The sequence below is a fragment of the Serratia sp. 2C06 genome, from assembly GCF_050037615.1.
GTDB classification, from domain to species: domain Bacteria; phylum Pseudomonadota; class Gammaproteobacteria; order Enterobacterales; family Enterobacteriaceae; genus Serratia; species Serratia ureilytica.
Genome location: NZ_CP188299.1, coordinates 738425 through 764010 on the forward strand (window position 1 = coordinate 738425; position 25586 = coordinate 764010).

26 protein-coding genes are annotated in these 25586 nt (G+C 61.2%); 9 read left to right on the forward strand and 17 right to left on the reverse strand.

Annotated elements, in window-relative coordinates; all coding sequences use genetic code 11:
• The first annotated feature begins 150 nt into the window (after positions 1–150).
• Positions 151–378 (forward strand): SlyX family protein, encoded by a 228-nt coding sequence (locus ACP3TA_RS04025; RefSeq protein ID WP_033645250.1) that lies wholly within the window; start codon positions 151–153, stop codon positions 376–378.
• 63 nt (positions 379–441) lie between these two features.
• Here ACP3TA_RS04025 and slyD read toward each other — a convergent pair whose 3' ends face one another.
• The 4 genes from slyD to kefG form a co-directional block, all read right to left on the reverse strand.
• Positions 442–1029, reverse strand: a complete 588-nt coding sequence (gene slyD / locus ACP3TA_RS04030; RefSeq protein WP_004930407.1) for a peptidylprolyl isomerase — start codon at positions 1027–1029, stop codon at positions 442–444.
• A gap of 112 nt (positions 1030–1141) precedes the next feature.
• The gene (locus ACP3TA_RS04035; RefSeq protein ID WP_015379274.1) at positions 1142–1345 is read right to left on the reverse strand and encodes a YheV family putative zinc ribbon protein; all 204 of its coding nucleotides are present in this window, start codon (positions 1343–1345) and stop codon (positions 1142–1144) included.
• A 14-nt stretch (positions 1346–1359) separates the two neighbouring features.
• Positions 1360–3168 (reverse strand): glutathione-regulated potassium-efflux system protein KefB, encoded by a 1809-nt coding sequence (kefB, locus tag ACP3TA_RS04040; RefSeq protein WP_142003182.1) that lies wholly within the window; start codon positions 3166–3168, stop codon positions 1360–1362.
• Between the two features lie 2 nt (positions 3169–3170).
• Positions 3171–3722, reverse strand: a complete 552-nt coding sequence (kefG, locus tag ACP3TA_RS04045; protein WP_028127618.1) for a glutathione-regulated potassium-efflux system ancillary protein KefG — start codon at positions 3720–3722, stop codon at positions 3171–3173.
• A 129-nt stretch (positions 3723–3851) separates the two neighbouring features.
• On the opposite strand from kefG, the gene ACP3TA_RS04050 reads away from it, so the two are divergent.
• A complete protein-coding gene (locus ACP3TA_RS04050) occupies positions 3852–5765 on the forward strand; it encodes an ABC transporter ATP-binding protein (RefSeq protein ID WP_089195252.1) in 1914 nt (637 codons plus the stop codon).
• A gap of 6 nt (positions 5766–5771) precedes the next feature.
• Here ACP3TA_RS04050 and tauD read toward each other — a convergent pair whose 3' ends face one another.
• The 6 genes from tauD to ACP3TA_RS04080 form a co-directional block, all read right to left on the reverse strand.
• Positions 5772–6620 (reverse strand): taurine dioxygenase, encoded by an 849-nt coding sequence (gene tauD / locus ACP3TA_RS04055; protein WP_033645253.1) that lies wholly within the window; start codon positions 6618–6620, stop codon positions 5772–5774.
• Entirely contained in the window at positions 6617–7453 is an 837-nt protein-coding gene (gene tauC / locus ACP3TA_RS04060) for a taurine ABC transporter permease TauC (RefSeq protein ID WP_033645254.1), read from the reverse strand. Before tauC ends, tauD begins: the two co-directional genes overlap by 4 nt.
• The gene (gene tauB, locus ACP3TA_RS04065; RefSeq protein WP_033645255.1) at positions 7450–8217 is read right to left on the reverse strand and encodes a taurine ABC transporter ATP-binding subunit; all 768 of its coding nucleotides are present in this window, start codon (positions 8215–8217) and stop codon (positions 7450–7452) included. Before tauB ends, tauC begins: the two co-directional genes overlap by 4 nt.
• 9 nt (positions 8218–8226) lie before the next feature.
• Positions 8227–9222 carry a taurine ABC transporter substrate-binding protein gene (gene tauA / locus ACP3TA_RS04070; protein ID WP_004930383.1) on the reverse strand — a complete coding sequence of 332 codons (996 nt, stop codon included), beginning with the start codon at positions 9220–9222 and terminating at the stop codon, positions 8227–8229.
• A gap of 114 nt (positions 9223–9336) precedes the next feature.
• Positions 9337–10119: a PhzF family phenazine biosynthesis protein gene (locus ACP3TA_RS04075; protein WP_033645256.1), complete on the reverse strand. Its 783-nt coding sequence runs from the start codon at positions 10117–10119 to the stop codon at positions 9337–9339.
• Positions 10120–10130: 11 nt separating this feature from the next.
• Complete coding sequence (locus ACP3TA_RS04080) at positions 10131–10733, reverse strand: LysE family translocator (RefSeq protein WP_033645257.1); 603 nt, start codon at positions 10731–10733, stop codon at positions 10131–10133.
• Between the two features lie 119 nt (positions 10734–10852).
• On the opposite strand from ACP3TA_RS04080, the gene ACP3TA_RS04085 reads away from it, so the two are divergent.
• The 3 genes from ACP3TA_RS04085 to ACP3TA_RS04095 all read left to right on the forward strand — a co-directional run bounded on the left by ACP3TA_RS04085 (position 10853) and on the right by ACP3TA_RS04095 (position 13084).
• Entirely contained in the window at positions 10853–11833 is a 981-nt protein-coding gene (locus ACP3TA_RS04085; RefSeq protein ID WP_033645258.1) for a hydrolase, read from the forward strand.
• Positions 11830–12063, forward strand: a complete 234-nt coding sequence (locus tag ACP3TA_RS04090; RefSeq protein ID WP_069101032.1) for a YheU family protein — start codon at positions 11830–11832, stop codon at positions 12061–12063. The genes ACP3TA_RS04085 and ACP3TA_RS04090 overlap by 4 nt, the downstream gene beginning before the upstream one ends.
• 151 nt (positions 12064–12214) lie before the next feature.
• On the forward strand, positions 12215–13084 hold the full coding sequence (locus ACP3TA_RS04095; protein WP_042785488.1) for a phosphoribulokinase: 870 nt from the start codon (positions 12215–12217) through the stop codon (positions 13082–13084).
• A 38-nt stretch (positions 13085–13122) separates the two neighbouring features.
• Here the strand turns inward: ACP3TA_RS04095 and ACP3TA_RS04100 are convergent, their stop codons facing one another.
• Positions 13123–13530: an OsmC family protein gene (locus ACP3TA_RS04100; protein WP_025304517.1), complete on the reverse strand. Its 408-nt coding sequence runs from the start codon at positions 13528–13530 to the stop codon at positions 13123–13125.
• A gap of 382 nt (positions 13531–13912) precedes the next feature.
• Between ACP3TA_RS04100 and crp the strand changes: the two genes are divergently transcribed.
• Positions 13913–14545, forward strand: a complete 633-nt coding sequence (gene crp / locus ACP3TA_RS04105; RefSeq protein WP_004090925.1) for a cAMP-activated global transcriptional regulator CRP — start codon at positions 13913–13915, stop codon at positions 14543–14545.
• Between the two features lie 50 nt (positions 14546–14595).
• On the forward strand, positions 14596–16674 hold the full coding sequence (locus ACP3TA_RS04110; protein WP_047026485.1) for a YccS/YhfK family putative transporter: 2079 nt from the start codon (positions 14596–14598) through the stop codon (positions 16672–16674).
• Positions 16675–16714: 40 nt separating this feature from the next.
• Here the strand turns inward: ACP3TA_RS04110 and argD are convergent, their stop codons facing one another.
• The 6 genes from argD to ppiA all read right to left on the reverse strand — a co-directional run bounded on the left by argD (position 16715) and on the right by ppiA (position 23522).
• Positions 16715–17932, reverse strand: a complete 1218-nt coding sequence (gene argD / locus ACP3TA_RS04115; protein WP_033645260.1) for a bifunctional acetylornithine/succinyldiaminopimelate transaminase — start codon at positions 17930–17932, stop codon at positions 16715–16717.
• 131 nt (positions 17933–18063) lie between these two features.
• Entirely contained in the window at positions 18064–18639 is a 576-nt protein-coding gene (locus tag ACP3TA_RS04120) for an aminodeoxychorismate synthase component II (RefSeq protein ID WP_033645386.1), read from the reverse strand.
• 72 nt (positions 18640–18711) lie between these two features.
• Entirely contained in the window at positions 18712–20235 is a 1524-nt protein-coding gene (locus ACP3TA_RS04125) for a helicase HerA-like domain-containing protein (RefSeq protein WP_033645261.1), read from the reverse strand.
• Positions 20236–20386: 151 nt separating this feature from the next.
• Positions 20387–21112 (reverse strand): two-component system response regulator BtsR, encoded by a 726-nt coding sequence (btsR, locus tag ACP3TA_RS04130; RefSeq protein ID WP_025304522.1) that lies wholly within the window; start codon positions 21110–21112, stop codon positions 20387–20389.
• Positions 21112–22797: a sensor histidine kinase gene (locus ACP3TA_RS04135; protein WP_044029984.1), complete on the reverse strand. Its 1686-nt coding sequence runs from the start codon at positions 22795–22797 to the stop codon at positions 21112–21114. Before ACP3TA_RS04135 ends, btsR begins: the two co-directional genes overlap by 1 nt.
• A gap of 155 nt (positions 22798–22952) precedes the next feature.
• The gene (gene ppiA, locus ACP3TA_RS04140; protein ID WP_060660178.1) at positions 22953–23522 is read right to left on the reverse strand and encodes a peptidylprolyl isomerase A; all 570 of its coding nucleotides are present in this window, start codon (positions 23520–23522) and stop codon (positions 22953–22955) included.
• A 353-nt stretch (positions 23523–23875) separates the two neighbouring features.
• Here ppiA and ACP3TA_RS04145 point away from each other — a divergent pair, with 353 nt between their 5' ends.
• On the forward strand, positions 23876–24214 hold the full coding sequence (locus ACP3TA_RS04145) for a PTS lactose/cellobiose transporter subunit IIA (RefSeq protein WP_025304525.1): 339 nt from the start codon (positions 23876–23878) through the stop codon (positions 24212–24214).
• Positions 24211–25518 (forward strand): 6-phospho-beta-glucosidase, encoded by a 1308-nt coding sequence (locus ACP3TA_RS04150; RefSeq protein ID WP_426784543.1) that lies wholly within the window; start codon positions 24211–24213, stop codon positions 25516–25518. Before ACP3TA_RS04145 ends, ACP3TA_RS04150 begins: the two co-directional genes overlap by 4 nt.
• The last annotated feature ends 68 nt before the right edge of the window (positions 25519–25586 follow it).

A 25586-nucleotide genomic window follows, 5' to 3' on the forward strand; every position in this document is an offset into this window, starting at 1 on the left:
AAAAAACGGCGAATCAGGCGTGCAGCTTTTCAGCACTTTACACTGCCGATCGCAACGTTGCGCGCCGCCCAAAGAAATAGCGCGGGCAAACCCGACGCCAGCTGTTACCATAGCGCCGAATCAGGATTTTATCGCGTCAGAGGTAGCCTCATGCACAACGCCGACATTCAAAGCCTGCTACAGCGGCTTGAAGAACTGGAAAGCCGTCAGGCTTTTCAAGAGCTCACTATCGAAGAGCTTAACCAGACCGTCACCCAGCATCAGATGGAAATGCTGAAGATGCGCGAGCACCTGCGCATGTTGACCGACAAACTGCGCTCGACCCAAACCTCGATGATCGCCTCGCAATCGGAAGAAACCCCTCCGCCGCACTATTGAGGGGCGCCGCGCATAAAAAAGGGCAGCCAATGGCTGCCCTCTCGTCTCGGGATTGCGTTCTGCTTAGTGGCAGCCGCAACCGCCGTTGCCGCAACCGCCTTTACCGTGGTCGTGACCATGGTCGTGATCGTGGCTGTGGCCGTGACCGCCGCAGCAGCCTTCACCGTGCTCGTGGTGATGATCGTGCTCGCCGTGTACGTGACCGTGCGCCAGTTCTTCTGCGGTCGCTTCGCGGATCGCGACAACTTCCACGTTGAAGTTCAGGTTTTGGCCGGCCAGCATGTGGTTGCCGTCAACCACAACGTGGTCGCCGTCAACTTCGGTGATTTCAACCGGTACCGGGCCCTGATCGGTGTCAGCCAGGAAACGCATGCCGACCTGCAGTTCGTCAACGCCCATGAAGACGTCTTTCGGTACGCGCTGCACCAGGTTTTCGTCGTAGTTGCCGTACGCGTCGTTCGCGCCGACGTGAACGTCAAAACGATCGCCAACGTCGTGGCCTTCGAGCGCTTTTTCCAGACCTGCGATCAGAGAACCATGCCCGTGCAGATAGTCCAGCGGTGCGCTCACCGGAGACTCATCAACCAAAACACCGTCTTCTGTACGTACTTGGTAAGCCAGGCTGACCACCAAGTCTTTTGCTACTTTCATGATATCTCCTACCGTTGGCTACTAGGACGCGCACCGTTATCGGGATACGCGCCTTTTCCGGACAGATTGTAACGGAAATCTGCCTCGCTGTACCCTCCGGGATAAAAAAACGCTACTTCGGCTGAAAAATGCCGATCACCTGCTCTTGCGGTCGAACGTGTTTTTCCACCTGTTGTTCGGTCTGGCGCTGGTGATGGCCGCACTTGACGCACTCCACCACTTCCACCTGATCCTCCCGCCATACCGCCAGCGTATCCATGGCGCTACAGCTCGGGCACACCGCTCCGGCGATAAATCTCTTACGTGTTGCAGACATCGTTATGCTCCCGCTTATTCGTATTCATCCCAGCCGTCAAACTGGCGACTTTCTTTTTGCATTTCGCGATGGAAGAGCTCTTCCAGCTCGCGCCGCGCCTCTTTCACGCGAGAAATTTGCGCCACGTCGCCCTGATGCGGCGGCATCAGCTCACGCAGCATGCGCATATCCAGACGACGGAAATGCTGCTGGGCGCGAAAGGCCTGATGCGGGTGCATGCCCAATTCCATCAGCGCCTTGCGCCCCAGTTCCAGCGCGCTGGAGAAGGTCTCGCGGCTGAACTGTTTTACGCCCGCCTGCAGCAGCTCATGTGCCTCCACGCGGCCGCGCGCGCGCGCCAGGATGCTCAGGTTAGGGAAGTGCTGCTGGCACAGCCGCACGATCGCCATGGTGTCTTCCGGCTCATTGCTGGTGATCACGATCGACTTGGCCTTCTCTGCGCCTGCCGCGCGCAGCAGCTCCAGCTCGGTGGCGTCGCCGTAATAGACCTTGTAACCGTAGCGACGCAGCACGCCGACGGCGCTGACGTCGCGTTCCAGTACGGTAATGCGCATTTTGTTGGCCATCAGCAGGCGGCCGATCACCTGGCCAAAACGCCCGAAGCCGACGATGATCACCTGCGGATCGTCATCTTCCACGTACGGCGTCTCCTCGTCTTCGTCTTTGGCGTTATAGCGGCGCGCCAAAATGCGATCGATGGCCTGCATCAACAGCGGCGTGGTCATCATCGACAGCGTCACCACCACCAGCAGCAAAGAGAGTTGATCCGGCTGCAGCACCTTTTGGGCGCCCGCCGCCGAAAACAGCACGAAGGCGAACTCACCGCCCTGGCTGAGCACGCCGGCGAACTGCAGGCGTACCGAACTGCGCAGGCCGAACAGGCGCGATACGCCGTAGAGCACGCCGGATTTCACCGCCACCAACGCCAACACGCCGATCAACACCTCGGCCAGATGGGTGTAGAGCACGCCGATATTCAACACCATGCCCACCGAGATAAAGAACAGCCCCAGCAGCAGCCCTTTAAACGGCTCGATGGAGATCTCCAGTTCGTGGCGGTATTCGCTCTCCGCCAGCAGCACGCCGGCGATGAAGGTGCCGAGCGCCATCGACAGGCCGAGCGTCTCCATAAACAGCGCCGAGCCGAGCACCAGCAACAGCGCCGCGGCGGTAAAGATCTCGCGCACGCCGGAAGCGGCGATATAGCGGAACAGCGGCCGCAGCAGGAAGCGGCCGCCGATCAGCATGCCGCCGAACGCCGCCACCTTGAGCGCGATCTTCGCCCAGTCGTCGCTGGTGCCGCCGGCGCCGGCCAGAATGGGGATCAACGCCAGCGCCGGGATCACCGCCATATCCTGGAACAGCAGCACCGAGAAACCCAGCTGCCCGCCTTCGTTGCGGTTCATGCCCTTTTCGCGCATCAGCTGCAGCGCCATGGCGGTGGAAGACATCGCCAGGCCAACGCCGCCGATCACCGCCGCCTGCCAGGCGAAGTGCGTCAGGCACAGCAATGCGCCCAGCACCGCCGCGGTGATCAGCACCTGGCCGGCGCCGGCGCCGAAAATCGAGCGCCGCAGCTCCCACAGCTTGCTGGGGTTCAGCTCCAGGCCGATGATGAACATCAGGAACACCACGCCCAGCTCGGAGAAGTGCAGGATCTCGTCAACGTCGCGAATAAAACCCAATCCCCACGGGCCGATGGCGATGCCGGCGATCAGATAACCCAGCACCGCGCCGATCCCCAGGCGACGGGCGATCGGCACCGTCACCACCGCGGCAAACAGGAACAGTAAAATGGCGGTCAGTAAGGTCGATCCTTCCATGATCACCGCCCCCCGTGCGGCAGCGGGTGGCTCAGCCACTCCCCGTAGGCGTCTGCGTGGCTGCGCAGCACCTCCGGCTTTTGCCGCCGCGCCCAATAGACCACGAACGGCGTCAACCAGTGCATATGGCACATCCCGGCGGTCAACTCGAACGGCCGCAGGATATCTTCCATCGGATAATGGTTATAACCGCCGGTGCGGTAGGCGCCTTCCGGCTCGCCGGTGGTGATCACCGAACGCCAGTATTTACCCGCCAGCGCATTGCCGCCCACGCCGCTGGCGAAGCCGCGCGCCAGCACGCGATCCAGCCATTCCTTCAGCAGCGCCGGGCAGCTGTAGGTATACAGCGGGTGCTGAAACACGATGACCTGATGCTCACGCAGCAGCTGTTGTTCGTGATGAATATCGATAAAAAAATCAGGGTAGTGCGCGTAGAGATCGTGCACGGTGACATGTTCCAATTGCTGCGCCGGTCGAAGCAAAACCCGGTTCGCCACCGAGTCATGGGATTCCGGATGGGCATACAGCAGCAAGACCTTGGGCGGCTGCGACATCATTCCCCTCCAAAGCGTCGTCAGGGTAGCGGTTTTCCGTTACCATGCATCGCAAAGACAAAAACAGCGCGCGGTGCGCGTTCTGTTACCTTAATGATAATTTAACATACTCTGAACATACGGCGCTTTATGATTGTATTCTCCTCGCTACAAATCCGACGCGGCATCCGCGTCCTGCTGGACAACGCCACGGCGACGGTTAATCCAGGTCAGAAGGTCGGCCTGGTCGGCAAAAACGGCTGCGGCAAATCCACGCTGTTGTCGCTGCTGAAGGGCGAGATCGCGGCGGACGGCGGCAGCTTCACCTTCCCCGGCAACTGGGCGCTGGCCTGGGTCAACCAGGAGACGCCGGCGCTGGACGTGCCGGCGATCGAGTATGTTATCGACGGCGACCGCGAGTTTCGCCAGCTCGAAGCCGAACTGCAGGCCGCCAACGACCGCAACGACGGCCACGCCATCGCCACCCTGCACGGCAAGCTGGACGCCATCGACGCCTGGACCATTCGTTCCCGCGCCGCCAGCCTGCTGCACGGTCTCGGCTTCTCCAACGAACAACTGCAAAGCCCGGTGCGCGACTTTTCCGGCGGCTGGCGCATGCGTCTTAACCTGGCGCAGGCGTTGGTGTGCCGTTCCGATCTGCTGTTGCTCGACGAACCGACCAACCACCTGGATCTCGATGCGGTGATCTGGCTGGAGCGCTGGCTGAAAAGCTATCCCGGCACGCTGGTGCTTATCTCGCACGACCGCGACTTCCTCGATCCGATCGTCGACAAGATCCTGCATATCGAACAGCAGACGATGAACGAGTACACCGGCAACTACTCGTCGTTCGAACGCCAACGCGCCACCAAACTGGCGCAGCAGCAGTCGCTGTATCAGCACCAGCAAGAAAAAGTGGCGCACCTGCAAAGCTATATCGACCGTTTCCGCGCGCAGGCGACCAAGGCCAAGCAGGCGCAGAGCCGCATCAAGATGCTGGAACGCATGGAGCTGATCGCCCCGGCGCACGTCGACAACCCGTTCACCTTCAGCTTCCGGCCGCCGGAAAGCCTGCCGAACCCGCTGCTGCGCATGGAAAAAGTCAGCGCCGGGTACGGCGACAAGGTGATCCTGAAGTCCATCAAACTGAACCTGGTGCCCGGCTCACGCATTGGCCTGCTCGGCCGCAACGGCGCCGGTAAATCGACGCTGATCAAACTGCTGGCCGGCACCCTGGAGCCGCTGAGCGGCGAGATCGGCCTGGCGAAAGGCATCAAGCTGGGTTACTTCGCCCAGCACCAGTTGGAATTCCTGCGCGCCGACGAATCGCCGCTGCAGCACCTGAGCCGCATCGCGCCACGGGTACTGGAGCAACAGCTGCGCGATTATTTGGGCGGTTTCGGCTTCCAGGGCGACAAGGTCAGTGAAATCACCGAACGCTTCTCCGGCGGCGAGAAGGCGCGGCTGGTGCTGGCGCTGATCGTCTGGCAGCGCCCGAACCTGCTGCTGCTCGATGAACCGACCAACCACCTGGATCTCGACATGCGCCAGGCGCTGACCGAGGCGCTGATCGATTTCGAAGGCGCATTGGTGGTGGTCTCGCACGACCGTCACCTGCTGCGCTCCACCACCGACGATCTGTACCTGGTGCACGATGGCCAGGTCGAGCCTTTCGAAGGCGATCTCGACGATTATCAGCAGTGGCTGATCGATCTGCAGCGCCAGGAAAGCCAGCAGGACGCGCCGGAAAAAGAGAGCGGCGCCAACAGCGCGCAGGCGCGCAAGGATCAAAAACGCCGCGAGGCGGAGTTCCGTACGCAAACCCAACCGCTGCGCAAGCAGATCGCCAAGCTGGAACAGCAGATGGAAAAACTGGGCGCCGAACTGGCGGCGGTGGAAGAGCAGTTGGCGGATTCCGCACTGTACGACATCAGCCGCAAGGCCGAACTGACCGACTGCCTGCAAAAGCAAAGCCAGGTCAAATCCGCGCTGGAAGAGACGGAAATGACCTGGCTGGATGCGCAGGAACAGCTGGAGCAGTTAACGCAGGCGTTCGACGCCTAACCGTTGTTACGCCTTGTAAAAGGGCTTGTCCCCCAGAATGGTCGCGCGGTGCATGATGCGCCGCTGCGGCAGATAATCCGCGTTGGCGTAGTGCTGCGTCACGCGGTTATCCCAGATCGCCACGTCATTCTCCTGCCAACGCCAGCGCACCTGAAACTCCGGTTTGGTGATGTGAGCAAACAGGAAATTCAGTAAAGCGTCGCTCTCCTTCGGCGCCAGATCGACGATCCGCGTGGTGAACCCTTCATTGACGAACAGCGCCTGCCGGCCGCTGACCGGATGGGTACGCACCACCGGATGCAACAGCGGCGGGTTTTTCTGCACCGCCAGTTGCCAGCGCTGATGCTCTTCTTCACTGCCGCGATGCTTGTGCTCCGGGAACGACTTGGTGAAGTCATGTTCCGCGCGCAGCCCCGCGAGCAGCGTTCTGAACGGCGCCGACAGCGCCTCATAGGCGGCGATGCCGCTGGCCCACAGCGTATCGCCGCCGGTGGCAGGCAGCGTCTTGGCCGCCAGGATCGCCCCCAGCGGCGGGTTCTCGATAAAGGTCACGTCGGTGTGCCAGTTGTCGTTATCCGGCGGGTTGTCGTCGTGGGTATCGAGCACGATGATCTCTTCCACGTCGGTGGCGTGCGGATAGACCGGATGGATGTGCAGATCGCCGAAGCGGCCGGCCAGATCGCGCTGCTGCAGCGGCGTGATCGGCTGATTGCGGAAGAACAGCACCTGATGCTTGAGCAGCGCATGATAAAGCTGTTCAAACTGGCCGTCGCCCAGCGGCCGGGCCAACTCGACGTTTTCCACCAGCGCCCCGATGTAAGGCCCCAGCGGGGTGATATTCAGACGTTCGTTCATTGCTGTACTCCATGCCACGGGGTCAATCGGCGCTGCAGGGCGCGCAGCCCCAGCTCCAACCCAAATGCAATCACCGCAATCACGCCGATGCCGGCCAGCACCACGTCGGTCGCCAGAAACTCACCGGCGGATTGCACCATAAATCCCAGGCCGCGCGTGGCGGCGATCAGTTCGGCGGCTACCAGCGTCGACCAACCGACGCCCAGCCCGATGCGAATGCCGGTCAGGATCTCCGGCAGCGCGCTCGGCAGCACCACGAAACGCAGCACCTGCCAACGCGTCGCACCCAACGCGCGGGCCGCGCGCACCCGTACCTGCGCCACGCTGCGCACGCCGGCCACGGCGGACAGCGTCACCGGCGCGAAAATCGCCAGATAAATCAGCAAGATCTTCGAGGTTTCGCCGATGCCGAACCAAATCACCATCAGCGGCAAATACGCCAACGGCGGCACCGGACGATAGATCTCAATCAGCGGATCGAGGATGCCGCGCACCGTGTCGTTCAGCCCCATGGCGATGCCCACCGGAATGCCGACGATCACCGCCGCCAGCAGCGCCACCAAAATGCGCCCCAGGCTGGCCGCCAGATGCTGCCACAGCGTGGCGTCCATAAAGCCTTGCGGGCTGGCGATGGTGATCAGCTGATGCAATACCTGCTGCGGCGCCGGCAGGAACAGCGGGCTGATCAGCTGCAGCGCCGTCACGCCCCACCAGACGATCAACACCGTCAACAGCGTGGCGCCGCTCAGCCAAACGTTGCGCGGCACGCTGAAACGGCGCGTCGCTTTGCCCTGCGGCTGCGCCGCGGCCTTTAACGTGGAATGCAGGCTCATAACAAGGCCTCGCGCTGTTGGAAAACTTTGCCCAGCACGTATTCGCGCTGCGCGATAAATTCAGGATCGGACTTAATCGAGCGGCAGGCTTCGCCGTCGGCATAGCGTTGGCCGAAGTTCAGCGACAGCCGCTCCACCACCTGCCCCGGCCCCGGCGACAGCAGCAACAGCTCGCTGGCGAGGAACACCGCCTCTTCAATATCGTGAGTGATCAGCAGCACCTGCTTGCCGGTATCGCGCCAGATGGTCAGCAGCAGCTCTTGCATCTGCTCGCGAGTGAACGCGTCCAGCGCGCCGAACGGTTCATCCAGCAACAGCAGACGCGGATCGGCGGCCAGGGCGCGGGCGATGCCGACGCGTTGGCGCATGCCGCCGGAAAGCTGCCAGATGAAATGCCGCTCGTAACCGGCCAGACCGACGCGCTGCAACATCTGCTCCGCCACCTGGCGGCGCTGCGCCTTGCCGACGCCGGCCAGCTGCAGGCCGAACTCGACGTTGTCCACCACGTTACGCCACGGCAGTAAACCCTCATGCTGGAACACCACGCCCCGTTCGGCGCTTGGGCCATGAACGGACGTTCCATCCAGCGTGATGCTGCCAGCTGAAGGCTCGATAAACCCGGCGATTAAATTCAGCAGCGTGGTTTTGCCGCAGCCCGACGGGCCGAGCACCACCACCAGTTGCCCGGCGGCGATCTGGAACGACACGTCACGCAGCGCGGGCCGCCCCTGATATTCTGCTGAAAGATGGCTGACGTTTAGCATCCTGCTTCCTTACGACTGCGGCGCAGCCTGCACCTGTTTCACAAAACGGTCGGTCACATAAGCGCTGTAATCGCTGTCGACCTGCGGGATCTTGCCCTGCTGCTTGAGGAACTCGGCGGTATCGCGGATTGCCTTGTCCACCGGCTGGCCGAGTTGGGCGACCTGATCCGCCACCGGCAGATAACGGTTCCCCTTCACCAGCTCCGGCACCTGCGCTTCCGGCACGCCGCTCAAGCGCGCCAAGGTGCTGAGATGGCTCGGATCTTTCAGCCACTGTTCCGGCGCCGCCAGGTAGGCCTTCTGCGCCTGCAGGGCGCTGGCGGCAAAGGCGGTCACCACGTCGGGATGTTTCTCGGCAAAGTCTTTGCGCACCACCCACACGTCCAGGGTTGGCGAACCCCATTCGCCCACCTGCGCGGAGTCGGTCAACACCTTGCCTTGTTTGGCCAGTTCGTTGACCACCGGCGCCCAGACGTAGGCGCCGTCGATGTCGCCGCGCTGCCAGGCGGCGGCGATGGCCGGCGGCTGCAGATTGAGGATCTTCACCTGTTCAGGCTTGATGCCCCAATGTTTGAGCGAGGCCAGCAGGCTGTAATGAGTCGTAGAAATAAACGGCACCGCGATGCGCTTGCCGATCAGATCCTGCGGGCTTTTGATGTCATTCTTCACCACCAGCGCTTCGGAACTGCCGAGCTGCGAGGCGATGAGGAACACTTCGATGGGGAGTTTTTGGCTGGCGGCCACCGCCAGCGGGCTGGAGCCGATATTGCCGATCTGCACGTCGCCGGAGGCCAGCGCGCGCAACACGCTGGAGCCGCTGTCGAACTTACGCCAGTCGACGGTCGCACCGGACTGTTTGGCGAAGCTGTTTTCCGCCTGCGCCACCTTGGCCGGCTCCGCCGACGTCTGGTACGCCACGGTGACGTCCACCGCATAGGCGCTGGCAGCGCTGAGCGACAGCGCCAGCAGCGCCGCGTTGCGTAAAGAAAAGAGTTTGCCCGCCATGTTCCGCTCCGTTGATAAAAATCTGTTCAGTTGCTGACAGTTTTATCTGAGCGATGACGGGCGATAAAAGAATAAAAAAGTCTTCTTTATTACCTTAGGTAATATTAAAGCGAATCACAGCACGATCGTCCCGCGCAAGAACACGTGAGCGTAGCCGCCGAGCAGCGTGCGGTCCCCTTGCAGTTCGCAGAACAGCTCGCCGCCGCGCGCCGAAATCTGCCGGGCGTGCAGCCGATGGCGGCCGAGACGCGCCGTCCAGTAAGGCATCAACGTACAATGCGCGGAACCGGTCACCGGATCCTCGCCGCCGTCGAGCGTGAAATAGCGCGAAACGAAGTCCACGGTGTCACCCGGCGCGGTGACGATCACCGCGCGGCCGGCCAATGCGATCAGCGCCGGGATGTCCGGGCGCAGCGCGCGCACCTGCGCCTCATTTTCCACCACCGCCAGCAGCGCTTTCGCCTGCCACACTTCCTGCGGCTGCACGCCCAGCAGCGCCGCGAGGCCCGCCGGTTCGGCGACTTTCTGCGGCGGCCTGGCGGGGAAATCAAGCACCAGCCGCTCCCCATCCCGCTCATCGCGCTTGACGAACAGCTCGCCGCCGGCCGATCTGAAGCGAATATCCTTCAGCGCCGGGTTAACCGCGCTGAACATCACATGCGCCGCCGCCAGCGTGCCATGGCCGCAAAGATCGACCTCACGCTCCGGGGTAAACCAGCGAATGGCGGTCATGTCGCCGTCATCCCAGACAAAGCTGGTCTCCGGCAGGCCGATCTCGTTGGCGATCGCCTGCAGCCGCTCCGTCGGCAGTGGCTGCGTCAGCAGGCAGACCCCGGCCGGGTTGCCGCGCAGCCCCTCACCGGTAAAGGCGACCACGTGATAATAGTTTTCCGCCATCGTTCCGCTCCTTAATGCCAAATCAGTAATACACAGGCTGCAGTCAGCAGCCCCATGGAAACGTTGAAGATAATCCAGGCCTTTTTGCTGCGCAGCAGGCGGCCGATCACCGTGCCGAACGCCAGCCAGATAACGCCGGCGACGATGTTGACCGCCAAAATGCCCAGCGCGATCGCCGCAATGGAACCGTTGTACTTATCGCCCGCCAGACTGAAGCTCGCCACCGCGCCCAGCGCCATCAGCCAGGCTTTCGGGTTGAGGAACTGCAACAGCCAGCCCTGATACAGCCGCACCGGCTGCGGCGGCGCCACGTCGGTTTCCAGCTTTTCATAGGCGGCGGTGGCGACTTTCCACGCCAGCCACAGCAGGTACAAACTGCCGAGGATTTTCAGGATCAGGTGCAGCGACGGGTAAACCAGGATCAGGCTGCCGACGCCGAAGGCCACCAGCAGCAAAATGCTTTGCATGCCGAGCATGATGCCGATCATCAGCCACAGCGAACGCATAAAGCCGAAATGAGCGCCGGAGGTGGTCAGCAGCAGGTTATTGGGGCCAGGCGTGATGGCGGCGACCCACAGGAAGCCCAGCATCGAAAGGAATAAACTCGGTTCCATGGCACGGGTGCTCCTCACCCAAGGCGCTTTTTTGCAGTATCATTGTCAGTTATTGGTATTGAAGCTAACAGTGCGCCTGGGATCTCACAATAGTCGCCAACAACATTTTTACTCCGCCTATGCATGACGTCTTTCGCCCCCTGACCGGGGCCAGTAACCCGCACCTGCAAACGCTGTTGCCGCGGCTGGTGCGCCGCCGCGTGTTATTGAAACCGCATTGGCAACGGCTGGAATTGCCCGACGGCGATTTCGTCGATCTCGCCTGGAGCGAGGATCCGGCGCAGGCGCGCGATAAACCGCGCGCGGTGCTGTTCCACGGTCTGGAGGGCAGCTTCTACAGCCCCTACGCGCATGGCCTGCTCAACGCCTGGCGCGAACGTGGCTGGCTCGGGGTGGTGATGCACTTTCGCGGCTGCAGCGGCGTGCCCAACCGCAAACAGCGCATCTACCACTCCGGCGAAACCGAAGACGCGCGCTTCTTCCTGCGCTGGCTGCGCGACAGCTACGGCGAGGTGCCAACCGCGGCGGTAGGCGTTTCACTCGGCGGCAACATGCTGGCCTGTTATCTGGCGCAGCAAGGCGCCGACAGCCTGCTGCAGGCGGCGGTGGTGGTCTCGGCGCCGCTGATGCTGGAGCCCTGCGCCTACCGCATGGAGCAAGGCTTCTCCCGCGTCTATCAGCGCTACCTGTTGGGGCAGCTGAAACAAAACGCCACCCGCAAACTGTTGCACTACCCGGACACCCTGCCGCTCAAGCTGTCGCAGCTGAACGGGTTGCGGCGCATCCGCGAATTCGACGACGCCATCACCTCGCGCATTCACGGCTTCAGCGACGCCACCGATTATTATCGCCGCTGCAGCGCCCTGCCGCTGTTGCCGGCGATCCAAACGCCGCTGCTGATCATCCATGCGAAGGACGATCCCTTCATGACCCATGAGGTGATCCCCGACGTCGCCGGCCTGCCGCGCAATATCGAATATCAGCTGACCGAGTTCGGCGGCCACGTCGGCTTTGTCGGCGGCACGCTGAAAAAACCGCACATGTGGCTGGAGCATCGCATTCCGGCCTGGCTTTCCCCTTATCTGGACATCCCGACGTGATCATTCCCTGGCAAGAACTGGCAACCGACACCCTGAACAGCCTGATCGAATCCTTTGTGCTGCGTGAAGGCACCGATTACGGCGAGCACGAACGATCGCTGGAGCAGAAGGTGGAGGACGTGCGCCGCCAGCTGAAAAACGGCGAGGTGGTGCTGGTGTGGTCGGAACTGCATGAGAGCGTCAACATCATGCCGCGCGGTCAGATCCGCGCCGGGCAGGAAGAAATTTAGTGGCGCCCGGTTCTATGACTGACGGAAAAAATCAGGTAACAATGGGACATTGCAAACCAGCGCGCGCCATTTTTTCCTGACATAGAGAGCGTCAACAAGAGCCACAATAATCCCCTGACGCCGGCGCATTCAACACGGAGTGACAACTACCATGTCTGCCAAACATCCCGTTATCGCGGTGACCGGTTCCAGCGGCGCCGGCACCACCACCACCAGCGTGGCGTTCCGCAAAATCTTCCAACAGCTCAACATTCGCGCCGCCGAGCTGGAGGGCGACAGCTTCCACCGCTACACCCGGCCGGAAATGGACGCGGCGATCCGCAAGGCGCGCGATCTGGGCAGACACATCAGCTATTTCGGCCCCGAGGCCAACGACTTCGGCCTGCTGCAGCAGAGCTTTATCGAGTACGGCAAAAATGGCACCGGCCGTTCGCGCAAGTACCTGCACACCTACGACGAAGCGGTGCCCTACAATCAGGTGCCGGGCACCTTCACCCCGTGGGAGCCGCTGCCGGCGCCGACCGACGTGCTGTTCTACGAGGGGCTGCACGGCGGTGTGGTCACCGAGCACCATGACGTGGCCAACCACGTCGATCTGCTGGTCGGCGTGGTGCCGATCGTCAACCTGGAGTGGATACAGAAGCTGATCCGCGATACCGGCGAACGCGGCCACTCCCGCGAGGCGGTGATGGATTCGGTGGTGCGTTCGATGGAAGACTACATCAACTACATCACGCCGCAGTTCTCGCGCACCCACATCAACTTCCAGCGCGTACCGACGGTGGATACTTCCAACCCGTTCGCCGCCAAAGCCATTCCCTCACTGGATGAAAGCTTCGTGGTGATCCACTTCCGCGGGCTGGATCAGATTGACTTCCCCTATTTGCTGGCGATGCTGCAGGGCTCGTTTATCTCGCACATCAATACGTTAGTGGTGCCGGGCGGCAAGATGGGGCTGGCGATGGAGCTGATCATGGCGCCGCTGGTGCAGCGGCTGCTGGAAGGCAAGAAGATCGAATAAACGCGTTGAGCGCGGCGGCGTGCCGCGCTCCGTCTCGATTACGCCGGCTGGCGGATCTCGAAGCTGTGGGTCACCGTGGCGGCCTTGTTGAGCATCAGCGCCACCGAGCAGTACTTCTCCGCCGACAGGTTCACCGCTCGCTCTACGATTTTGTCGGTCAGATCCTGGCCGGTGACGATGAAGTGCAGGTTGATATGGGTGAACAACCGCGGGGCTTCTGCACGGCGCTCGGAGGTCAGCTTCACCTCGCAGTCGCGCACGTCGTTGCGCCCTTTTTGCAGGATGGACACCACGTCGATCGCGCTGCAGCCACCCACCGACATCAGCACCATCTCCATCGGGCTGGGCGCTTTATCGCCGGCGTTGCCGTCCATCAGCACCTGGTGGCCGGAGGCCGATTCACCCAAAAACGTTAACCCTTCCACCCACTTAACTCTTGCCTGCATTCTGGTCACTCCGGTTGATTTCTTAAAATCAGAGTACGCTTTCGCATAGAAACAGGCAACGTAACCTGATGCTAATCATGCTGAAGCGAGACAACACGAGACACCCGCCTTACTCTGTGCTACAAACAGAGCCGCAATAAATCTTTCCGGGACACTGAATTTCAGGGAAACGCCCAGAGAAAGGCTCCTTTACCGGTATGTTAACAGAATGTAGCTTGCAGCGCTTACGGCAAGTTAATATGCTAGAGCGACAGCGTATTTTTATGACACGCCTCAAAACTTGCCGGTAGCCCTCGCTCATAACTGCGGCTACAGGCGGGTTTTACAGGGAACTCTGACCCCTGTGACACAAGGCAGCGATAACAACAGAGGATAACAGCGAATGGTTCTCGGCAAACCGCAAACAGACCCTACTCTCGAATGGTTCCTGTCTCATTGCCATATCCACAAATATCCATCGAAGAGTACGCTGATTCACCAAGGTGAAAAGGCCGAAACGCTTTACTACATCGTGAAAGGCTCCGTCGCGGTGCTGATCAAGGATGAAGAAGGTAAAGAGATGATCCTGTCCTACCTCAACCAGGGGGATTTCATCGGCGAGCTCGGATTGTTCGAAGAAGGTCAGGAGCGCAGCGCCTGGGTTCGCGCCAAAACCGCCTGTGAAGTGGCCGAAATTTCCTACAAGAAATTCCGCCAGTTGATCCAGGTGAACCCGGACATCCTGATGCGTCTGTCCGCCCAAATGGCGAGCCGCCTGCAGGTTACCTCCGAAAAAGTGGGCAACCTCGCCTTCCTGGACGTCACCGGCCGCATCGCGCAAACCCTGCTGAATCTGGCGAAGCAACCCGACGCCATGACTCACCCGGACGGCATGCAGATCAAGATCACCCGCCAGGAAATCGGCCAGATCGTCGGCTGCTCGCGTGAAACCGTTGGCCGTATTCTGAAAATGCTGGAAGACCAAAACCTGATTTCCGCCCACGGCAAAACCATTGTCGTCTACGGCACCCGTTAATCCCTGAAGAAACGGCGCAATCTGCGCCGTTTTTTTGTCCGTTCACTGCCATGTGGCGCCGCCTGATTTACCACCCGGAAGTCAACTACGCACTGCGACAAACGCTGGTGTTGTGCCTGCCGGTGCTGTTTGGCCTGCTGATTGGCCAGCTGCAGCTCGGCCTGATGTTCTCTCTGGTGCCCGCCTGCTGCAATATCGCCGGTCTGGACACGCCGCATAGGCGCTTCTTTAAACGGCTGATCGTCGGCGGTGCGCTGTTTGCCCTCAGCAGCCTGCTGCTGCAACAAGCCCTGCTGTGGCACGTGCCGCTGCCGGCGCTGATGCTGGGCCTGGCGCTGCTGCTCGGCGTCACCGGCGAAATCAGCCCGCTGCACGCCCGGCTGTTGCCGGCGGCGCTGGTGGCCGCCATCTTCTCCCTCAGCATGGCCGGCACAGTGCCTCTCTGGCAGGCGCCGCTGCTGTACGCGATCGGCACCGCCTGGTACGGCTTATTCACCTGGTTCTGGTTCCGGCTGTGGAAAGAGCAGCCGATGCGCGAGACGCTGAGCCAGCTCTATCTGGAACTGGCGGACTACTTCGAAGCCAAATACTCGCTGCTGACTCAGCACACCGATCCGCAGACCGCGCTGCCGCCGCTGCTGGTGCGCCAGCAAAAGGTGATGGATCTGATCAGCCTGCTGTACCAACAGCTTAATTTCCTGCCGCACGCCAACAACCTCGATCAAAAGCGTCTGCAACGCGCCTTTCAGGTGGCGATGGATCTGCAGGAGCACATCACCGTCAGCCTGCACTTGCCGGAGGAAGTACAAAAACTGATGGAGCAGAGCCAGGCCGAAGCGATCATTCGCCGCAACGCTCAGGTGATCGCCGGGCGGCTGCGCGTGGTGGCGCACGATATTCTCTACCATCAACATTCGAAGCGCTTTTCCATGACGCACGAACTGGCGGCGCTGGAAAAAATGGCGGCGCAGCATCCCGACAACCCGGTCGGCCAGTTTTGTTACTACCATTTCAGCCGCATTGCCCGCCTGCTGCGCACCCAGCATCCGCTGTACCGCCGCGATTTGATGCCCAGCCAGCATCGCCTGCCGTTTTGGCCGGCGTTGGCCAGCTACCTGTCGTTCAAATCCACGGCGCTGCGCAACGCCGCACGGCTGGGGGTGACGCTGGCGGTCGGCAGCAGCCTGGGGGCGGTATTCAATCTGCCGAAGCCGTACTGGATACTGCTCACCATCATGCTGGTGAGCCAAAACGGCTATAACGCCACCCGGGTGCGTATTCAGCACCGTGCGCTCGGCACGATCGCCGGTTTGTTGCTGGCGGCCGGGCTGTTGCAGCTGCAATTACCGGAAGCAGAAACACTGAGCATCATGCTGATGATCACGCTGTTGGCCTACCTGGTTTCGCGCAAGAACTACGGGCTGTCGGTGATTGGCTTTACGGTCACGGCGGTTTACACCCTGCAGCTGCTGGCGCTGAACGGCTCGCATTTTTTGGTGCCGCGTCTGATCGATACGCTGATCGGCTGCGTGCTGGCGTTCGGCGGCACCATTTGGCTGTGGCCGCAGTGGCAAAGCGGGCTGCTGCGCAAGAATGCCCATCAGGCGCTGGAAAACGATCAAGCCGCGCTGCGGCTGATGCTGAAGCAACCGGAGCCGGACGCCACCGCGTTGGCCTATGCCCGCATGCAGGTCAACCAGGCGCACAATGCGCTGTTCACTTCGCTCAATCAGGCGATGCAGGAACCGGGGTTCGCCTCGAACTATCTGGCGGACATGCGGCTGTGGGTCACTCACAGCCAGTTCATCGTCGAACACCTGAACGCCATGACCATCCTGGCGCGCGAGCACTACATGCTGACGCCGAAGCTGGCGGAAGCGTATCTGCAAACCTGTGAAATCGCGCTGCAAAGCTGCCAGCAGCGGTTGGAATACGACGGCCCGAGCAGTGACAACAGCGGCATCATGCAGCCGCCGGATCTGCATCCGGAGATGCCCGTCACCGAGATGGAACGTCATTTGCGGCGTATTCTGTCGCACCTGAGCGTCATGCACACCATTTCGTCGCTGGCCTGGCGCCAGCGCCCGCACCACGGCATCTGGCTCAAGCGTAAACTGCGCGATCAATAAGGGCGCGGCATGCCGCGCCCCGTTATTCGCCGCAGGTGCTTCAGGCGTTGATCACATCCTGCACCGCCAGCTCGAACAGCGCCATGCCGGCCTCGATGTCCTGCAGCTCCACCACCAGCGACGGCGCAAAGCGGATCACGTTCGGCCCGGCGTTGAGGATCATCAGCCCACGCGCGGCGGCGGCGGTGAGGAAATCGCGCGCTCTGCCGTGATAATGCGGCGTCAGCTCGGCGCCGATCAGCAACCCCATGCCGCGAATGGCGGTGAAAATACCGTATTTATCGCCGATATTCTGCAAAGACTGTACATACAGCGCATGGCGCTGCTCGATGCCGCTCAGCACCTCCGGCGTATTGATCACATCCAGCGCCGCCTCCGCCACCGCGCAGGCCAGCGGGTTGCCGCCATAGGTGGTGCCGTGAGTGCCCACCTGCATCACCGACGCAATCTCTTCGGTAGTCAGCATGGCGCTCACCGGGAAACCGCCGCCCAGCGCCTTGGCGGTGGTGAGAATGTCCGGCGTCACGCCATAATGCATATAGGCGAACAGCTTGCCGCTGCGCCCCATACCGCTTTGCACTTCATCGAACACCAGCAGCGCCTGATGTTGGTCGCACAGTTTGCGCACGCCTTTAAGGAAGTCGGCGTCGACCGGCGTAATGCCGCCCTCGCCCTGAATCGGCTCCATCACCACCGCGCAGGTGTGGTCGTCCATCACCGCTTTCACCGCCGCCAGATCGTTGAACGGCACGTGCACGATGTCGGCCGGCTTCGGCCCGAACCCGTCGGAATATTTGGCCTGCCCGCCCACCGACACGGTGAACAGCGTGCGGCCGTGAAACGCGTTATAGAAGGCGATGATTTTGGTTTTATAGGGGCTGTGGCGGGTGATAGCGTAATGACGCGCCAGTTTGAACGCCGCCTCGTTGGCCTCTGCGCCGGAGTTGGCGAAGAACACCCGATCGGCGAAGGTGGCGTCGATCAATTTGCTCGCCAGGCGCAGCGCCGGTTCATTGGTGAAGACGTTGCTGGTATGCCACAAGGTTTCGCCCTGGCGTTTGAGCGCCTCGACCAGCGCCGGATGGCAGTGCCCCAGCGCCGTCACCGCTATGCCGCCGGAAAAATCGATGTACTCTTTTCCCTGCTGATCCCAGACCCGGCTGCCTTGGCCGCGCACCGGCACAAACTGGGCGGGTGCATAAACAGGCAGGATCACCTGGTCAAAGGTGCTGCGGCTCACTGCGGATTTGTCAGTCATTTTCGGCTCCACCCTGAAGGTTTTTCAGCGCTATCGCGATGTTATAATGAAAATATAATCACGAAATATGCATAAAAAAACACTAAAGCGCAAATGCAAAACGCCTGACGGGCGAAAAAAATGCGAAGGGATTAACGCCTGAGAAAATTGTCCAACAGCTGATGGCCCTGCTCGCTGAGCACGCTTTCCGGGTGGAACTGCACCCCTTCCAGCGCCAGCGTGCGGTGGCGGATACCCATGATCTCGTCGCGCACGCCGTCGCGTTCGCTCCAGGCGGTCACTTCAAAGCAATCCGGCAGCGTATCGGCTTTCAGCACCAACGAATGGTAACGCGTCACGGTCAGCGGATCGCTCAGGCCGCGAAACACGCCGACGCCCAGATGGCGAATCGCCGAGGTTTTGCCGTGCATCACCGCGCGGGCGCGCACCACCTCGGCGCCGAACGCCTGCCCCAGCGCCTGGTGCCCCAGGCACACGCCGAGGATCGGCAGCTTGCCGGCGAAATGACGAATGGCAGCCAGCGAGATGCCCGCTTCGTTCGGGGTACAAGGGCCGGGGGAAATCACCAGATGCTGCGGCGCCAGCCGCTCGATATCGGCCAGCTGCAGCTCATCATTGCGCTTCACCACCACCTCGGCGCCCAACTCGCAGAAGTACTGGTAAAGGTTATAGGTAAAGGAGTCGTAGTTATCGATCAGCAGCAGCATGTTAGGTCCGGCAGAGAAAAACGCCGCCATAGTTTACTGATTTAACCCGCCGCTGCCGACGATAATTTCCGCTTACTTTTTACGGCCGCCGGTGATCGAGCCCAGTACGCCGCGCAGGATCTGCCGGCCGAGATCGCGCGCCATGCTCTTGGCAGCGGTCTGGACGATGCCGTCGCGTTTGCCGCCGCGCGGGCCGGTGGAACCGAACAGCAGCTCGTTCAATCCGTCCATCAGGCCGCCGCCCGTCTGTTGCTGCGCTTGCGCCTGCGGTTGCTGCCCCTGCTGCGCAGTGCCGACGGTGGCGAAGCCGCCCGACGACAGCTTCTCGTAGGCGGACTCGCGGTCAATCATGTCTTCATAGCGGCCATACAGCGGCGACTTGTTGATCGCGCTGTTCAGCCCTTCCGCGCCGAGCATGCCCATCTTGGATTCCGGCGCGATGACCATCGCCCGCTCCACCACGTTCGGCCGGCCCTTTTCGTCGAGGAATGACACCAGCGCTTCGCCCACGCCCAGCTCGGTGATCGCCGTTTCAGCATCGAAGGCCGGATTGGCACGCAGGGTTTGCGCCGCCGTTTTCACCGCCTTCTGATCGCGCGGCGTGAAGGCGCGCAGCGCATGCTGTACGCGGTTGCCCAACTGGCCCAGCACGCTGTCCGGGATATCCAGCGGGTTCTGGGTGACGAAGTAAATGCCGACGCCTTTGGAGCGGATCAGGCGCACCACCTGTTCGATCTTGGTCAACAGCGCCGCCGGCGCGTCGTTGAACAGCAGGTGCGCTTCATCGAAGAAGAACACCAGCTTCGGCTGTTCAGGGTCGCCCACTTCCGGCAGATGTTCAAACAGCTCGGCCAGCAGCCACAGCAGGAACACTGAATACAGCTTCGGCTGATTGATCAGCTTGTCCGCCGCCAGCAGGTTGATCACGCCATGACCGTTGGCGTCGGTTTTCATCAGATCGTTGATGTCCAGCATCGGCTCGCCGAAGAACTGGTTGGCGCCCTGCTCTTCCAGCGTCAGCAACCCGCGCTGGATGGCGCCGATCGACGCGGCAGAGATGTTGCCGTACTGAGTCTGGAATTGTTTGGCGTTATCGCCGACGAACTGCACCATGGCGCGCAGGTCTTTCATGTCCAACAGCAGCAGCGCGTTGTCATCGGCGATTTTGAACACCAGCTGCAGCACGCCGCTTTGCACCTCGTTCAGATCCAACAGGCGCCCCAGCAGCAGCGGCCCGAGATCGGAAATCGTGGCGCGGATCGGATGCCCCTTTTCGCCGTAAATATCCCACGGGATAATGGTGCAGGCCTGCGGCTGCCAGTCGGTGACGCCAATCGCTGCCAGGCGCGCCTGCAGCTTCTCGGAAGGCACGCCCTCGGCGCCGATGCCGGACAGATCGCCCTTCACGTCCGACAGGAACACCGGCACGCCGATGCGCGAGAACTGTTCGGCCATTTTTTGCAGCGTCACCGTCTTGCCGGTGCCGGTTGCCCCGGTAATCAACCCGTGGCGGTTGGCCAACGCCGGCAAAATCACCAGATCCTGTTCCGGTTTTCCGTCTTTCATCGCCTTGGCGATAATCCGTGGTTCACTCATTTTCTGTTCCTTTGACGCTGACGCGGCGCGAAACGCGCCTGTTGATGCAATAAAGCTATAAGCGCCGCGTAACCCCGTCAAGGACAAACAAAAAGGGCGCCGTCGGGACGCCCATGATGCCTGTCTTTTCAGAATCCCCCTAAGACCTGCGTCACCCCCGCAGCCCCAGTTGCTCCTTCAGCGCTTTCAAATAGCGCCGGCTGACCGGCACCGGATCGCCGGCGGACATGATCATCTCCGCCGCGCCGCCTTCTTCGAAGCGGATCTCGCGCACCTGCTCCAGGTTGACCAAATACTGCCGATGGCAGCGCACCAGCGGCGTACGGCTTTCCAGCGTGCGCAGCGTCAATTCGGTGAAACACTCCATGCCGTCGCTGCGCACCACGAATACCCCGCTCAGTTTGGAACGGATCGCCAGCACCTCGTCGAACCGCAGCAGATAGATGCGGCTGTGGCCGGTGCAGGGAATGTATTTCAGGTAGCCGGCGCTCTCATCCAGCGCCGTCACGTCCTGCGGTGCACTGCGCTGCCGCAGGCGTTGCAGCGTCTTGCTCAGCCGCTTCGGCTCCGCCGGCTTCAGCAGATAGTCGAAGGCGTGCTCCTCGAACGCCTGCACCGCGTATTCGTCGTAGGCGGTCAGAAACACGATGTGCGGCATCCGATTGGGATCCAGCATGCCGACCATTTCCAACCCGCTGATGCGCGGCATTTGAATATCGAGAAACACCACGTCCGGCTGCAGCCGGTGGATCTGGCTAATGGCTTCGATGGCGTTGGCGCATTCGCCGATGATAGTGATCCCCGCTTCGGCCTCCAGCAGATGGCGCAGGTTGTCGCGCGCGGAAGGCTCATCGTCAACAATCAGTGCGTTTAACATCAGGCGGCCCTCTCCATGGGAACATTGAGCGTAATGCGGGTATAGGCGTCCGGCCGGCAATCCACCTGCACGCCATAGCCTTCGCCGTAGCGCACGCGAATGCGTTTATCCACCAGATTCATACCCAGCCCGCTGCAGTTCGGTTTCGGCTGGAACAGCCCGGCGTTGTCCGTCACCTGCAGCAGCAGATGCTCGCCTTCGCAGCAGGCGCCGATTTCGATGCGGCCTACGCCCAACAGATGCGAGGTGCCGTGCTTGATGGCGTTCTCGACGATCGGCTGCAGCGAAAACGCCGGCAGCCGCGCCGCCAGCAGCGCCTCGGGCAGCGATACCGCAATCTCCAGCCGATCGGCGAAACGCGCTTTCTCGATCTGCAGGTAGGCGTTCACATGTTCTATCTCGTCCGCCAGGCTGACTTCATCATCCGAGCGCTTGAGGTTTTTGCGAAAGAAGGTCGAAAGGGATTGCACCAACTCGCAGGCGCGCTCGCCATCACGGCGGATCACCGCCACCAGCGTATTCAACGCATTGAAGAGGAAATGCGGGTTGACCTGCGCATGCAACAGCTTGATCTCCGACTGCGCCAACAGCTGCTTGTGGCGCTCGTACTGTCCGGCCATGATCTGCGCCGACAGCAGGCTGGCGATGCCTTCGCCCAGCGTGCGGTTGATAGTGCTGAACAGCTGGCTTTTCGGTTCGTACAGCTTGATGGTGCCGATGACCCGCTGGTTTTCGCCGCGCAGCGGGATCACCAGCGTCGATCCCAGCTTGCAGGCCGGATTGATCGAGCAGCAGTAAGAGAGCTGGTTGCCGTCGGCGTACACCACCTCGTTGTTGTCGATGGCGCGATGCGAATGCACCGAGGCGATCGGCGTCCCCGGCAGGTGGTGATCGTCGCCGATGCCGATAAACGCCAACAGCTTGTCGCGATCGGTGATCGCCACCGCGCCGATGCCCAGTTCCTGATAAATCACCCGGGCGACCTTCATGCTGTTTTCCTGATCGAAGCCCTGCCGCAGGATACCCTCGGTGCGCTCGGCGATTTTCAGCGCCTTGGAAGAGAAAGCGCTGGTGTATTTCTCGAACATCGCGCGCCGATCCAGCAGGATTTGCATAAACATCGCCGCGCCGACGGTATTGGCGATCATCATCGGCAGCGCGATGTGTTCCACCAGCTGCAACGCCTCGTTGTAAGGACGCGCCACCGCCAGAATGATCGCCATCTGCAACACTTCCGCCACCAGCGCCACGCCGCCGACGAACAGCGGATTGAACAGCAGCTCGATGCGCCCGCGGCGCATGGCGATGCTGTGTACGATACCGCCGACCAGGCCTTCCGACACCGTGGAGATCGCGCAGGCCACGTCGGTCATGCCGCCGAGCGTATACCGGTGCAGCCCGCCGGTCAGCCCGACCAGAAAGCCTACCGACGGCCCGCCCAGCAAGCCGCCCAGGACCGCGCCTATCGCGCGGGTATTGGCGATCGAATCCTGAATGTGCAACCCGAAATAGGTGCCCATGATGCAGAACACCGAGAAAATCACGTAACACAGCAGCTTGTGCGGCAGGCGAATAGTCACCTGCATCAGCGGGATAAACAGCGGGGTTTTGCTCAGCAGATAGGCGATGACGAGATAGACGCACATCTGCTGCAACAGCAACAGCACCTGGTTAAATTCATACATGGCAGCAACTCATCCAGAGACAACAAAGGGCGAACGCCGGATTTCCGGTCTGGTTATTGTCTGCCGATTAGAGCATGGGGCGCGGGAGAAAACAGTGATGAAGGCAAGGCTTCGTGAGGAAGGACGGCCGACCCCGGCGGGATCGGCCAAAAAACTTACGGCAGCACCTTGGCCGATAGAATCACCACCGGTTTGGTCGGCACATTCTGGTAAGGGCCGACGTTGCCGGTCGGCACCTGAGCGATCTTGTCCACGACGTCCATGCCTTTCACCACTTTGCCGAACACGGCGTAGCCGAAGTCACGCTGGCCGTGATCCAGGAAGGCGTTATCGGCCACGTTCAGGAAGAACTGGCTGGTGGCGCTGTCCTTGTCGGCGGTGCGCGCCATCGAAATGGTGCCGCGCAGGTTGCGCAAGCCGTTGTCGGCTTCGTTCTTGATTGGCGCCTTGGTGGATTTCTGCTGCATGTCAGCGGTGAAACCGCCGCCCTGAATCATAAAGCCAGGGATCACACGGTGGAAAATGGTGTTGTTGTAGTACCCGCTGTTCACGTAATCGACGAAGTTCTGGCTGGAAACCGGTGCCTTCTGACTGTCGAGCGCCAACTCGATATTCCCTGCCGAGGTGGTCAGCATGACATGGGTTTCACCGGCGGCGAGCGCCGCTGGCGCCATCGCTGTCAGGGAACACAGCGCGACGAAGGTCACTAAAGTACGTTTGAACATTAACGGGTCCTTTCTCTGAGAGACAAACAACGGAAAAGCGCTTTGATTCTAAAGAGCTGTATCGGCAAGTGCCAGCCATTTACCTATATTTACCCAATTACGGGACATATCCTAGGTGGCCCTGAATTTTGCTGCGGAAAGTATGGGCGCAGAAGGCTTTTTTGCCAACCGCGTCACGCATTTTTTGCCCAGCGCCACCCCGGGGCGTTTTTTGCGATCTACCTCGCAGTTTGCACACCCGTTGCCGTTACCCTATATAAATGAGAGCGCTCTCATTATAAAAAGAACGGATACTGAGGTATCCCACGGCGGCGTTGCCGCGCAACCCCTGGAGAAATGACGTGAGTGAATTGATGACTGAAGTCAGCCCCGAGTTTGAAAGCACCATCATGGAACTGCTGGTGTTCTCCGGCAGCGCGCGCAGTAATGCGTTGATGGCGTTGCGGCAAGCGCGCGCCGGTGACTTCGCCGCCGCGGCCAAACACATGGTCGAATCCAAAGAGTGGGTGAAGAAGGCGCACCTGATCCAGACCGAGCTGATCGGCCTGGACGAAGGCTGCGGCAAGCTGGCGATCAACCTGATCACGGTACATGCGCAGGATCATCTGATGAACGCCATGGTGATCCAGGATCTGGCCGACGACATGATCGAGCTCTATCGCCGTCAGTCGCAAACGGAGGGCCGCTCATGAGCACGCTCAAAATCGCGGTGATTGGCGGTGGCAGCAGCTACACTCCCGAACTGGTCGATGGGCTGATCCAACGCATCGATGAGCTGCCGGTCACCGAACTGGCGCTGGTGGACGTCGAGCCAGGCCGCCAAAAAGTGGAAACCATCGCCGCCCTGACCCGCCGCATGCTGGCGCGCCACGGGCTGGAACAGGTGAAGGTCAGCGTGCACTTCGCGCTGGACGAAGCGATTCGCGGCGCCGCTTTCGTGCTGACCCAGTTCCGCGTCGGGCAACTGCCGGCGCGCGCCGCCGACGAACGGCTGGGCCTCAAATACCAGCTGCTCGGCCAGGAGACCACCGGCGTCGGCGGCTTCGCCAAAGCGCTGCGCACCATTCCGGTAATGCTGGATATCGCCCGTCGGGTGGAAAAGCTGGCGCCGGACGCCTGGATCATAAACTTCACCAACCCGGCCGGCATCGTCACCGAGGCGGTGTCCCGCTTTACCAAAGCGAAGATCATCGGCCTGTGCAACGTACCGATCAGCATGCATCACATGATCGCCAACATGCTGCAGGCGCCTTACGCCGACGTGCAGCTGCGGTTTGCCGGTTTGAACCACATGGTCTGGGTGCATCAGGTCACGCAGCAGGGGCGCGACGTCACCGGCAACGTGATCGACATGCTGTGTGACGGCGCGGCGCTGACCATGAACAACATCAAGGAAGAGCCCTGGCAGCCGGACTTCCTGCGCGCGCTCGGCGCCATCCCCTGCCCGTACCACCGCTATTTTTACCAGACCCGCGAGATGCTGGCGGAAGAGATGGCCGCCGCCGGCGAGCGCGGCACCCGCGCCGAGCAGGTGATGCAGGTAGAAAAAGAGCTGTTCGAGCTGTATGCCGATCCGCTGTTGAACAGTAAGCCGGAGCAGCTCAGCTTCCGCGGCGGTTCTTTCTATTCCGAAGTTGCGCTGGAGCTGATCCGTGCTATCCATAATAATCTCGGCACGCAATTAGTGGTCAACACCGCAAACCGCGGCGCAATCCATGGCCTGCCGGACGATGCTGTGATAGAAATCAACTGTATCGTCGATGCTCAGGGCGCGCATCCGCTGACCTTCGGCCCGCTGCCGGAGCCGATGCAGGCCCTGACGCAGCAGGTGAAAGCCTACGAACGCCTGACCATCGAGGCCGCGGTGCACGGCGATCGCCACAGCGGCTTGCTGGCGCTGATCGCCAACCCGCTGGTGGGCAACGCCAATCTGGCGCAGCCGTTGCTGGACGAGGTGTTGACGATAAACGCGCCGTATTTACCGCAGTTCAGGTAAGCGCCTGCGCGCGATATGACAGGGGTTCGGCGCGCCGAACCCATTTTTTTAGCCGTAATCAGGAGTTG

Excerpts from the sequence above, each read along its gene's own strand:
- ACP3TA_RS04025 (WP_033645250.1), top strand. The coding sequence starts at position 151 with ATGCACAACGCCGACATTCAAAGCCTGCTACAGCGGCTTGAAGAACTG.
- slyD (WP_004930407.1), bottom strand. The coding sequence starts at position 1,029 with ATGAAAGTAGCAAAAGACTTGGTGGTCAGCCTGGCTTACCAAGTACGT.
- ACP3TA_RS04035 (WP_015379274.1), bottom strand. The coding sequence starts at position 1,345 with ATGTCTGCAACACGTAAGAGATTTATCGCCGGAGCGGTGTGCCCGAGC.
- kefB (WP_142003182.1), bottom strand. The coding sequence starts at position 3,168 with ATGGAAGGATCGACCTTACTGACCGCCATTTTACTGTTCCTGTTTGCC.
- kefG (WP_028127618.1), bottom strand. The coding sequence starts at position 3,722 with ATGTCGCAGCCGCCCAAGGTCTTGCTGCTGTATGCCCATCCGGAATCC.
- ACP3TA_RS04050 (WP_089195252.1), top strand. The coding sequence starts at position 3,852 with ATGATTGTATTCTCCTCGCTACAAATCCGACGCGGCATCCGCGTCCTG.
- tauD (WP_033645253.1), bottom strand. The coding sequence starts at position 6,620 with ATGAACGAACGTCTGAATATCACCCCGCTGGGGCCTTACATCGGGGCG.
- tauC (WP_033645254.1), bottom strand. The coding sequence starts at position 7,453 with ATGAGCCTGCATTCCACGTTAAAGGCCGCGGCGCAGCCGCAGGGCAAA.
- tauB (WP_033645255.1), bottom strand. The coding sequence starts at position 8,217 with ATGCTAAACGTCAGCCATCTTTCAGCAGAATATCAGGGGCGGCCCGCG.
- tauA (WP_004930383.1), bottom strand. The coding sequence starts at position 9,222 with ATGGCGGGCAAACTCTTTTCTTTACGCAACGCGGCGCTGCTGGCGCTG.
- ACP3TA_RS04075 (WP_033645256.1), bottom strand. The coding sequence starts at position 10,119 with ATGGCGGAAAACTATTATCACGTGGTCGCCTTTACCGGTGAGGGGCTG.
- ACP3TA_RS04080 (WP_033645257.1), bottom strand. The coding sequence starts at position 10,733 with ATGGAACCGAGTTTATTCCTTTCGATGCTGGGCTTCCTGTGGGTCGCC.
- ACP3TA_RS04085 (WP_033645258.1), top strand. The coding sequence starts at position 10,853 with ATGCATGACGTCTTTCGCCCCCTGACCGGGGCCAGTAACCCGCACCTG.
- ACP3TA_RS04095 (WP_042785488.1), top strand. The coding sequence starts at position 12,215 with ATGTCTGCCAAACATCCCGTTATCGCGGTGACCGGTTCCAGCGGCGCC.
- ACP3TA_RS04100 (WP_025304517.1), bottom strand. The coding sequence starts at position 13,530 with ATGCAGGCAAGAGTTAAGTGGGTGGAAGGGTTAACGTTTTTGGGTGAA.
- crp (WP_004090925.1), top strand. The coding sequence starts at position 13,913 with ATGGTTCTCGGCAAACCGCAAACAGACCCTACTCTCGAATGGTTCCTG.
- ACP3TA_RS04110 (WP_047026485.1), top strand. The coding sequence starts at position 14,596 with ATGTGGCGCCGCCTGATTTACCACCCGGAAGTCAACTACGCACTGCGA.
- argD (WP_033645260.1), bottom strand. The coding sequence starts at position 17,932 with ATGACTGACAAATCCGCAGTGAGCCGCAGCACCTTTGACCAGGTGATC.
- ACP3TA_RS04120 (WP_033645386.1), bottom strand. The coding sequence starts at position 18,639 with ATGCTGCTGCTGATCGATAACTACGACTCCTTTACCTATAACCTTTAC.
- ACP3TA_RS04125 (WP_033645261.1), bottom strand. The coding sequence starts at position 20,235 with ATGAGTGAACCACGGATTATCGCCAAGGCGATGAAAGACGGAAAACCG.
- btsR (WP_025304522.1), bottom strand. The coding sequence starts at position 21,112 with ATGTTAAACGCACTGATTGTTGACGATGAGCCTTCCGCGCGCGACAAC.
- ACP3TA_RS04135 (WP_044029984.1), bottom strand. The coding sequence starts at position 22,797 with ATGTATGAATTTAACCAGGTGCTGTTGCTGTTGCAGCAGATGTGCGTC.
- ppiA (WP_060660178.1), bottom strand. The coding sequence starts at position 23,522 with ATGTTCAAACGTACTTTAGTGACCTTCGTCGCGCTGTGTTCCCTGACA.
- ACP3TA_RS04145 (WP_025304525.1), top strand. The coding sequence starts at position 23,876 with ATGACTGAAGTCAGCCCCGAGTTTGAAAGCACCATCATGGAACTGCTG.
- ACP3TA_RS04150 (WP_426784543.1), top strand. The coding sequence starts at position 24,211 with ATGAGCACGCTCAAAATCGCGGTGATTGGCGGTGGCAGCAGCTACACT.